This is a genomic window from Sulfitobacter sp. HI0129, assembly GCF_001635395.1.
Taxonomy (GTDB): Bacteria; Pseudomonadota; Alphaproteobacteria; order Rhodobacterales; family Rhodobacteraceae; genus Sulfitobacter.
Genome location: NZ_LWGH01001107.1, coordinates 1 through 4008, shown reverse-complemented (window position 1 = coordinate 4008; position 4008 = coordinate 1). Strand labels below are relative to the sequence as shown.

General features: G+C 61.6%; 6 protein-coding genes. 5 read left to right on the top strand and 1 reads right to left on the bottom strand.

What is annotated here, in order from left to right; genetic code table 11:
- Nucleotides 1-58: 58 nt before the first annotated feature.
- Nucleotides 59-310: a hypothetical protein gene (locus A3764_RS23225; protein ID WP_036562850.1), complete on the bottom strand. Its 252-nt coding sequence runs from the start codon at nucleotides 308-310 to the stop codon at nucleotides 59-61.
- A gap of 210 nt (nucleotides 311-520) precedes the next feature.
- Here A3764_RS23225 and A3764_RS23220 point away from each other — a divergent pair, with 210 nt between their 5' ends.
- The 5 genes from A3764_RS23220 to A3764_RS23200 all read left to right on the top strand — a co-directional run.
- Entirely contained in the window at nucleotides 521-889 is a 369-nt protein-coding gene (locus A3764_RS23220; RefSeq protein ID WP_067923892.1) for a hypothetical protein, read from the top strand.
- A 43-nt stretch (nucleotides 890-932) separates the two neighbouring features.
- Nucleotides 933-1553, top strand: coding sequence for a lytic transglycosylase domain-containing protein (locus A3764_RS23215; RefSeq protein WP_067923858.1), 621 nt, complete (start codon nucleotides 933-935; stop codon nucleotides 1551-1553).
- An 89-nt stretch (nucleotides 1554-1642) separates the two neighbouring features.
- Nucleotides 1643-1945: a TrbC/VirB2 family protein gene (locus tag A3764_RS23210; protein ID WP_067923895.1), complete on the top strand. Its 303-nt coding sequence runs from the start codon at nucleotides 1643-1645 to the stop codon at nucleotides 1943-1945.
- Nucleotides 1938-2216 (top strand): type IV secretion system protein VirB3, encoded by a 279-nt coding sequence (locus tag A3764_RS23205; protein WP_067923860.1) that lies wholly within the window; start codon nucleotides 1938-1940, stop codon nucleotides 2214-2216. Before A3764_RS23210 ends, A3764_RS23205 begins: the two co-directional genes overlap by 8 nt.
- The coding region (locus A3764_RS23200) for a type IV secretion system DNA-binding domain-containing protein (RefSeq protein WP_067952161.1) at nucleotides 2206-4008 on the top strand (1803 nt) is incomplete at its 3' end. The genes A3764_RS23205 and A3764_RS23200, both read left to right, overlap by 11 nt.

Here is a 4008-nt window from a genome sequence, read left to right as displayed (position 1 = left end):
GGTGTTATCGGCGTCTGGTTTCCATGGGCTGCAAGTCTGATGCTCCCGAGGTTGCCCATCAATCCCCTACCAATTGTAGAAATCGGCCATAGTCCTCGCTGACTTCGCGCGCTTCCTCGAAAGCGCGGGCGCGTTCACCGTCGAGGCAACGGAAGTAGCTCTGGATATCCTGAATGTAATCTTCGAAATCGCCACGGATGATGTCCGCATAGTCCCGCGCCGCCTGCGAATCGCTTGGCAGGAAGGGACGGGCCGGGGCGAAGCAGGATTCCGCCAAAACCGGCCCGGGAACGCAGATTAGAAGGACCATAGCTTGCAATGGGAGCAGGCATGTCAACCTTGGGTTTCTCAAACCTGTTATCTCCTTGATCGCAGACACTGGCCGTGACTAGTGTTTGCGTGACCAAACTACAGCTAAAGCACGATAACACATCTTGCGGTTGATAATATACTATCGTAACTCTGGGCTTCAAGTGGGAATGCCTGGGGTCCCGCCATTGGAGAAAGCGTGAGCCGGGCCATGAACTGGGACATCGAAGCACCAAATGTGGTTACGGAAGCCAGGTTCCGCGAACTCGTGGAAAGCGGCTATAGCGCAGAAATCCTGTGCCAGGAGTCGGCTCATAAGAAAGGCCCCAGCTATTACGGGGTCTGGATCATGCGCGTTGTCTCTGACGAGGGCGTGGAAAAGCTCCTCGTCACCGCCCGCACGCGGACGACCTACAACGATATCAAGATCCGCGAGTTCAAGACGATCTCCGGCGTGGTGTCATTCTTCATTGGCCTTGGCTTTGCGCATGTCGACCTGCCGCTTGAGGCGGGGACAAGCCGTACGCACAAATTCGCCCCGCCAGACAAAGCCCCATCAGACAAGGGCACTGGCAACTAACCTCGTCTGTCTCTGGCTGGTCGCCGCCCCAGCCTCTGCACAGATGGTCCTGGTCATGGATAGCGACGGCTCTCTGACCCCATCCCGGTCTCAGAGCGGTTTTGCCCAGAACTACAATGACGGCGTTGGTCAGGGATCGGCGTCCGATGGTTTGGCTATCCTTGGTGAGACGGAAGCAGCGCCCAAACCTGACGCGCTGAGGTTTGCGGCACTCGCCCAGCCAGCACCCCTGCCCCGCGCAGACGTTCTCTTGGGCATCGAGGCAACAGCCCTGCGTTATGCCGGCCATCCCGGTTTGCGCCGCGCGGGACTGTCCGTCACGGATTGGCTGGCTCTCTATCGGGCCAATATCGAGGTTGAGAGCGCCTACCGGCAGGATGCGATTTCAAGTGCAGGTGCTATTGGCCTTGGTCAATTGATGCCTGCGACGGCGCGTGATCTGGGCGTTGACCCGCGTGACCCCCAACAGAACCTCGACGGCTCTGCCCGTTACCTCGCGATGATGCTGGAACGCTTCGGCGATCCGCATCTGGCGCTGGCGGCCTACAACGCGGGGCCGGACGCCGTGCGCCAGCACGGTGGCATTCCCCCCTACCGAGAAACCCAGAACCACGTGGCCCGCGTCATGGCCGTCGTGGCCCGATTGGAAGGATCAAATTCATGATGTCCCAACCTTTTTGGAAATCATTCCTCAAAACACTTATCGGCAATGTCACGAGAGCGCGCAGCGCGGCAGTGCATTGGCGATACCGAATTTTCCAAACAAGTTGGGTTTCAAACCTCTTTATCGCCTCGTTGGCGCTCTTCCTGCTCGTCGCAGAACCGGCCCTCGCACAAAGCATTGATCTCTCCCCGATCCAAAGCCTGTTGCAGGGCATCGTCGATGCCCTGACCGGCCCGCTTGGGGTCGTCATTGCCACGCTCGCCGTTCTGGGAGTTTTCCTGAGCTGGTTCTTCAACATCATTGATCTGCGCCAGGCGCTCTGGGTCCTGGTCGGCATCGCCGGTGTCGCGGCTGCCCCGACGATCGTTGCTGCGGTCTTTGCCGGTGGCTGAACGCTCGCCCCTCTTTCTTGGGCTCGTGCGCCCGCCGAAGCTTCTGGGCCTGCCCATCATGTATGCGATGGTCTGGCTCTTCGGTTCGGTGCTCTTGTTCGTCTGGGTCCAGCACATCGCGGTGCTGGGTTTCGCCGCCCTGCTCTATCCGGTGCTTTGGAAGGCCGCGGATTGGGACCCGCGTTTCATCGACGTAATGATGACGGCCCTGCAGGAGACATCGCCCACGCGCAACAGGTCCATCCATGGCGGGGACAGCTATGCCCCGTGATGACGCCCGTGATGCTGCGCTCGATGCCCGCACAATGACGCCAGACTGGTATGCGCGCGAGACCCGCCTCGCGCATATGCTGCCCTATGTGAGCCTCGTCGACGACCAGACCGTGCGGACCCGGGTGAACGAACTCTTCCGCTGCATCCGGCTCGAGGGGATCAACAGCTACACGACCGACGATGCCTATCTCGACAAGGTGACGGCGCTCTTTGCCCGCATCGTCGCGCAGCTCGGGCCGGAATTCAGCTATTACGTCCACAAGGTCTCCAAGGCCATCAAACCTGATCTCGACCCGATCCGTGAGGACAGCTTCGCAGGCGAGGTTGACCGGCGCTGGCGCGCGAAACTCGAGACCAGCGGGCTGCGCGACAAGACGCTGACGCTCACCGTCATTCACCGCCCACCCCCGAAAAGCCTCCTGCCGTTCCTCAGCCGCAGCGCGCCGGACCGGCTGAGAGAGGAGACCCGCAAACGCCTGCAGCGCCTGGGCGAGGCCGTGAACGTCTTCCTGTCCGGCCTCGCAGAGCTCAAACCGCGCCTGCTGTCGGCTGCATCGGGGGAATTGGTGGGGTTTCTGGGCGCGCTCAACACGGGCACCGAGCTGCCGCTCTACCCGGCCAACACCTACGGCTTTTTGTCCTTCAACGTCGCCAATACCCGCGTGACGTTTCACGGCGACCATTTCGAGCTTTCCGAGGGCGTCGTGGGGCATCGCTACGGCAAGAGTTTCACCATCGGGGAATACTCGGAAGGCACCTCCTGCACCATGTTCGACATGCTGAACCTACCGGTCGACATGATCGTCACCCATTCCTTCACCCCGATCAATTCGAACCTCATGGCGGGCCGCATCAAACGGCAAAAGCGCCAGATGCAGGCCAGCCAAGACGCGGCCCTCTCGCTCCTAGAAGCCCTCGATATCGCCGCCGATGATCTCGAGGCCAAGCGCCAAAGCTTCGGCGAACACCATATGGTCGTGACGCTTTTCTGCGAAACGCTCGAAGAGCTGCAGACGCTCAGCGCCGAAATCGTGAACGCCGCCGCGACCGAAGGCGTGAAGATGATCGGTGAGCGGGTCGCCGCAAAGGCCCATTACCTCAGCCAGCATCCCGGCAACCAGCCCAAGCGCGTGCGTGCCAGCGCCGTCACCAATCGCAACTTCGCGGATTTTGCGGCCTTTCACCGGACACAGCTCGGCAAACCCGCCGCGAAAACCCCATGGGGCCGGGTCGTAACTTATTTGCCCACGCCGGAGCAGAGCGCCTACCGGTTTTCCTATCACGAGCAGGGCTCGCCCGACAAAGAACCGCCCAGCGGCCATACCCTGATCATGGGACGACCCGGGTCGGGCAAATCGGTGCTGTCCGCCTTCCTGATGACCCAGGCCCGTCGCGCAGGGGCGCGGATCTTCGTCTTCGATTACCGTCTTGGCATGGAGATGGCGGTGCGCGCCAATGGCGGGCGCTACGCCTCCCTGAACGCCGGCCAGCCCACGGGTCTAAACCCGCTCTGGACAGAGACCGATGCGCGCGGCACCGCCTGGCTCTCGGATTGGCTCACAACCCTGCTCTACCGCGCCGACAAGCCCCTGACCCCGGCGCAGACCAACCGCATCCAAGAGGTCGTGCGCCAGAATGCCCAGGCCACCAATCCGGCCCTGCGGAACTGGCGGGATTTCGCATCGCTTTTTGTGTCTACGGATGACGGCGGCGATCTGCACCAGCGCCTGCTCGAGTGGACCGAAGACGGCCGCTACGGCTGGATCTTCGGGCAGAGCCTCGAGGACACG

Coding starts and splice junctions, on each gene's coding strand:
- A3764_RS23225 (WP_036562850.1), bottom strand. CDS start 310: ATGGTCCTTCTAATCTGCGTTCCCGGGCCGGTTTTGGCGGAATCCTGC.
- A3764_RS23215 (WP_067923858.1), top strand. CDS start 933: ATGGTCCTGGTCATGGATAGCGACGGCTCTCTGACCCCATCCCGGTCT.
- A3764_RS23220 (WP_067923892.1), top strand. CDS start 521: ATGAACTGGGACATCGAAGCACCAAATGTGGTTACGGAAGCCAGGTTC.